6 protein-coding genes are annotated in these 5303 nt (G+C 64.2%); all 6 read left to right on the forward strand.

Features of this window, described 5'->3' with window-relative positions; translation table 11 throughout:
• Positions 1–235: AMP-binding enzyme (locus A3764_RS02445; protein WP_443069364.1), on the forward strand; the 235-nt coding region annotated here is incomplete at its 5' end.
• Positions 232–1059, forward strand: a complete 828-nt coding sequence (locus A3764_RS02450) for a tryptophan 2,3-dioxygenase (protein WP_067921596.1) — start codon at positions 232–234, stop codon at positions 1057–1059. The genes A3764_RS02445 and A3764_RS02450, both read left to right, overlap by 4 nt.
• A complete protein-coding gene (gene kynU / locus A3764_RS02455; RefSeq protein ID WP_067921598.1) occupies positions 1060–2250 on the forward strand; it encodes a kynureninase in 1191 nt (396 codons plus the stop codon).
• A 90-nt stretch (positions 2251–2340) separates the two neighbouring features.
• Positions 2341–3492 carry an ABC transporter substrate-binding protein gene (locus tag A3764_RS02460; RefSeq protein ID WP_067921600.1) on the forward strand — a complete coding sequence of 384 codons (1152 nt, stop codon included), beginning with the start codon at positions 2341–2343 and terminating at the stop codon, positions 3490–3492.
• 83 nt (positions 3493–3575) lie between these two features.
• A complete protein-coding gene (locus A3764_RS02465; protein ID WP_067921602.1) occupies positions 3576–4493 on the forward strand; it encodes a branched-chain amino acid ABC transporter permease in 918 nt (305 codons plus the stop codon).
• Between the two features lie 4 nt (positions 4494–4497).
• A partial coding sequence (locus tag A3764_RS02470) for a branched-chain amino acid ABC transporter permease (protein WP_067951123.1) occupies positions 4498–5303 on the forward strand: 806 nt, incomplete at its 3' end.

Below are 5303 nucleotides of genomic sequence, written 5' to 3' on the forward strand. Positions count from 1 at the left end.
CAGCGAATGCGCCGTGGTGGGCAAGCCCGACGATGCGCGCGGTGCCATCGTCCAGGCCCATGTGGTGCTGGTGGAGGGGGCCACGGGCGACGCCCGGACCGTCAAGGCCCTGCAGGAGCATGTGAAGAACGCCATCGCACCCTACAAATACCCGAGGGAGGTCGTCTTCGTCGACGCGCTGCCCAAGACGCCGACAGGCAAGATCCAGCGGTTCGCGCTGCGGGAGCGGTCATGAGCGAATTCGGCGAGGCATCGGAGGGGGCGAAGATGCGCTTTGGCGATGCGATGTCCTATGGCGACTACCTTGGCCTCGAAAAGATCCTTTCGGCCCAGTCCCCCCTGTCCGATGCCCATGACGAGATGCTGTTCATCATCCAGCACCAGACCAGCGAATTGTGGATGCGGCTGGCGATCCACGAATTGCAGGCGGCGCGCAAGGTGATGGAGCATGACGACCTGCAGCCCGCGTTCAAGATGCTCAGCCGCGTGGCGCGGATATTCGAGCAGCTCAACAACGCATGGGACGTGCTGCGCACCATGACCCCCAGCGAATACACCGCCTTCCGGCCATCGCTGGGCAAATCCAGCGGCTTCCAGTCGCATCAATACCGGCTCATCGAATATATCCTGGGCAACCGTAATGCAGCGCTCATGTCGCTGCATGAACACCGCGGAGAGGACCACCGGGTGCTCAAGGCGGAACTGGCGCGGCCCAGCCTCTACGAGGCTGCGATCGGTGTGCTCTGCGCCCGGCTGGGCGCGCCTCCGCCTGCCCGGGCCTCGGGAGAAGGGGACTGGAAGGCGCTGAAGGAGGTGCAGGACCTCTGGCAAAGGGTCTACGAGGATCCGGCGCACTACTGGGAGCTTTACGAACTGGCCGAAAAGCTCGTCGATCTGGAGGATTATTTCCGCCGCTGGCGGTTCAACCATGTCACCACCGTGGAACGGATCATCGGGTTCAAGCGGGGGACGGGGGGCACAAGCGGCGTCGCCTATCTGCGCAAGATGCTGGAAGTGGAATTGTTTCCCGAATTGTGGAACGTGAGGGGAGCGCTGTAAGTGTCCGACGTGCTTAGGAAAAACGAATTCGTCCTGCCGGAGGGCGTAGTCTATCTCGATGGTAATTCGCTGGGTCCCTTGCCGAAGAAGGTCGGCGCGCGGGTGCAGCGGATGCTGGCGGACGAATGGGGCGATATGCTGATCCGGGGCTGGAACAAGGCCGGCTGGATGGACCAGCCCGCCCGGGTCGGCAATATGGTCGGGCGTCTGATCGGGGCGGCGGAAGGTTCCGTCGTCATGGGGGATACCCTGTCGATCAAGGTGTTTCAGGCGCTGGCCTCCGCGGTCAAGCTGCGCCCGGACCGCCGCGTGATCCTGAGCGATACGGGCAACTTTCCCTCCGATCTCTATATGGCCGAAGGTCTGGTGGGGCTGCTGGAGCAGGGGTACGAGTTGCGCACCGTCGCCCCCGAAGAAGTAGCCGAAGCCATCTCGGAGGAGGTTGCCGCCGTTCTGCTGACAGAGGTCGATTACCGCACGGGGCGGCTGCATGACATGAAAACCGTGACGGAACTGGCCCACGCGGCGGGGGCGGTGATGATCTGGGATCTGGCCCATTCCGCCGGGGCGCTGCCGGTGGATCTGGCGGGCAGCAATTGCGAATTCGCCGTGGGATGCACCTACAAATATCTCAACGGGGGGCCGGGGGCGCCCGCGTTCATCTATGTCCGGCCCGATCTGGCCGATAGCGTGCAACCGGCGTTGAGCGGCTGGCTGGGTCACCGCCAGCCTTTCGAATTCGATCTGAGCTACCGGCCCGGGCAGGGGATCGAGAGGATGCGCGTGGGCACCCCGCCCGTTATCCAGCTGACCGCGCTGGAAGTGGCGATGGAGCTCTGGGAGGGCATCGACATGCAGGCGCTCCGCCGCGCCTCGCTGGCGCTGCAGGAGCAGTTCATCGAAGAGATCGAATCCAAAGCGCCGCAACTGACGCTTGCCAGCCCGCGGGACCCCGCGCGGCGCGGCAGTCAGGTCAGCTTTCGCTTTGCCGAAGGCTATGCGGCGATGCAGGCGATCATCGACCGGGGCGTGATCGGCGATTTCCGCGCGCCCGACATCATGCGCTTCGGGTTCACGCCGCTCTACCTCGACGCCGGGGACGTGAGCCGCGCGGTGGCGATCATCGCCGAGGTCATGAAAGACAGCCTGTGGGATAACGAGACGTACAAGACCCGCGCGCGCGTCACCTGATGCCGTGCTTGACGGGGTGGTGCCAATCGCCCCTCATAACATCATCGAAACGGCCCGGCTAACGGGGCCGCCATACCAAGGGAGAAGGAAATGAAGTTCAAGTCATTGATCGCAGCCGCATCCATCGCGGCGCTGAGCGCGGGGTCCGCATGGGCCGATGCGCATATGGACAAGGTCAAGGTCGGTATGATCACGACGCTTTCGGGCGGTGGAGCGGGCCTTGGCATCGATGTGCGCGACGGGTTCATGCTGGCCGCCAAAATGGCCGGGAACGAGAATCTGGAGGTCGTGGTGGAGGACGACCAGCGCAAGCCCGACATCGCGGTGCAACTGGCCGACAAGATGGTGCAGTCGGAAAAGGTCGATGTGCTGACCGGGATCATCTGGTCGAACCTCGCCATGGCGGTGGTGCCTGCGGTGACCGCGCAGGGCAAGTTCTACCTGTCGCCCAACGCGGGCCCCTCGGCGCTGGCGGGCAAGGGCTGTTCGCCCAACTACTTCAACGTCAGCTGGCAGAACGACGCCTTCAACGAGGCGGCGGCCATGTGGGCCAATGACAACGACGTTAAGAACGTCTTCCTGATGGCGCCCAACTATCCCGCCGGTCAGGACATGATCGCGGGCTTCAAGCGGTTCTACGAAGGTGACATCGCGGCCGAGGTCTATACCAAGCTGGGTCAGACCGACTATGCCGCCGAGATCGCGCAGATGCGCGCCTCCGATGCAGATACGATCTATTTCTTCCTGCCGGGCGGCATGGGGATTTCCTTCATGAAACAATACGCCGGTTCCGGTGTCGACAAGGCGGTGATGGGCCCGGCCTTCAGCTTCGATCAGGGTATTCTGGGTGCCATCGGGGACGCCGCTCTGGGGGTCAAGAACACGTCCCACTGGTCGAAGGACATCGACAACGCCGCCAACAAGACCTTCGTGGAGGAGTTCCAGAAGGAATATGGCCGCCTGCCGTCGCTTTATGCAGCCCAAGGTTACGACACGGCCAATCTGCTGCTGAGCGCCATGGAAAAGGCAAGCGTGACGGATGCGGATGCCTTCCGCGCCGCACTCAAGGAAGCGGATTTCGAGTCTGTCCGGGGCAAGTTCCGCTTTGCCGAGAACCATCACCCCATCCATGACATCTTCATGCGCGAGGTGGTCAAGGAAGGCGACGTGGTCACGAACAAGATCATCGGCACCGCCGCCGCCGACCATCAGGACGCCTACGGCGGCGACTGCAAGATGTGACCGGACGGCCCCGGCGCTGTGCCGGGGCCTTTCCAACCTGCCAAGGGTCCGGGGACCCGCCCGGACCGGAGTAGAATACCCCAATGACGACGATATTGCTGATCGAGCAGATCCTGAACGGGCTGCAATCGGGCATCATGCTGTTTCTCATGGCCGCCGGGCTCACGCTCATTTTCGGGGTCATGGGGCTGATCAACCTCGCCCATGGCTCGCTCTACATGGTGGGGGCCTTCGCGGCCGCTGCCGTGGCGGCGGCCACGGGATCCTTCGCGCTGGGGCTGGTAGCGGCCTTGATCGCCGCAGCAGCGGCGGGCGCGCTGATCGAACTGGTGGTGATCCGCAGGCTCTATGACCGCGACCACCTCGATCAGGTGCTCGCGACCTTTGCATTGATCCTTGTCTTTTCCGAAGGCACGCGGTGGCTCTTCGGGTCCTTTCCGCTCTATCTCGATGTGCCTGCGGCGCTGTCGGGGCCGGTGACACTGCCCGGTGGCATCCTCTATCCGGCCTACCGGCTGCTGATCATCGGGGTCGGGCTGCTGATTGCCGTGGGGCTTTTCGCGCTCATCGCGCGCACCCGCATCGGCATCCAGATCCGCGCGGGCGAGGCGGACCGGGAGATGATCGCCGCTCTCGGGGTGGATATCTCCAAACTCTATACCCTCGTCTTCGCGCTGGGTGCCGCACTCGCCGGGCTGGCGGGGGCCATGGTAGGCGCCATCCAGTCGGTGCAGGTCGGCATGGGCGAGCCGGTGCTGATCCTTGCCTTCGTCGTCATCGTCATCGGCGGGATCGGGTCCATCAAGGGCGCGCTGGTGGGTGCGCTGCTGGTGGGTCTGACCGATACGCTGGGCGGGGTGCTGCTGCCCCTCGGCTTCGGTGCTTTCATGGACCAGTCCGCCGCGACCTCCATCGGATCGGCGCTGGCGTCGATGTCGATCTACATTCTGATGGCGGGGGTGCTGCTGTTCAAGCCCACCGGCCTCTTCGGGGAGGGGTGAGACCATGCGCCGCGAAGCCATCCTGAACATCGTCCTTTTCCTGCTGCTGCCCGTGACCGCCGGGGCGGCGCTGCTGCTGGATGAACCTTTCATCATCACGCTTGCGACCAAGGCCGCGATCCTCGCGCTGGCGGGCGTCGGCCTTAACATCGCGCTGGGGCTCGGCGGGCTCGTGTCGCTGGGGCACGCCGCCTTTTTTGGGCTGGGGGGCTATGCCATGGGCATTCTCGCCGCCCACGCGCAAAGCTATACACCGCTGATGGAGACGCCTTTCCTGATCGAGGGCACGAAGTCCATGCCGGTGATCTGGCTGGTGGCGATCGTTGTCGCAGGCTTGGCGGCACTGGCCATCGGCGCGCTGAGCCTGCGCACCAGCGGTGTCTATTTCATCATGATCACGCTCGCCTTCGGGCAGATGCTCTATTACTTCGCGATCTCATGGCCTGCCTACGGCGGGGAGGACGGGCTTTCGATCTATGTGCGCAACGGGTTTCCGGGGCTGAATACGCTCGATCCGATACAGTTCTTCGCCATCGCCTTCGTCGTGCTGGCGCTGGCGCTGCTCCTTGCCGGGCGGCTGGCGCGGTCCGCCTTCGGCCTCGCCCTTTCGGCGGCGCGCCAGAACGCGGAGCGGGTGGAGACCGTGGGCCTTGCGCCCTATCGTCTGCGGCTCGTGGCCTTCGTGATTTCCGGGGCGATCACCGGGCTTGCCGGGGCGCTTTTCGCCGACCTCAACCGTTTTGTGAGCCCGGTGATGTTCAGCTGGCAGACCAGCGGGGAGATCATGGTTTTCGTGATCCTCGGCGGGGT

This window comes from Sulfitobacter sp. HI0129 (assembly GCF_001635395.1).
GTDB lineage: Bacteria > Pseudomonadota > Alphaproteobacteria > Rhodobacterales > Rhodobacteraceae > Sulfitobacter.

Excerpts from the sequence above, each read along its gene's own strand:
- A3764_RS02450 (WP_067921596.1), top strand. The coding sequence starts at position 232 with ATGAGCGAATTCGGCGAGGCATCGGAGGGGGCGAAGATGCGCTTTGGC.
- A3764_RS02460 (WP_067921600.1), top strand. The coding sequence starts at position 2,341 with ATGAAGTTCAAGTCATTGATCGCAGCCGCATCCATCGCGGCGCTGAGC.
- A3764_RS02465 (WP_067921602.1), top strand. The coding sequence starts at position 3,576 with ATGACGACGATATTGCTGATCGAGCAGATCCTGAACGGGCTGCAATCG.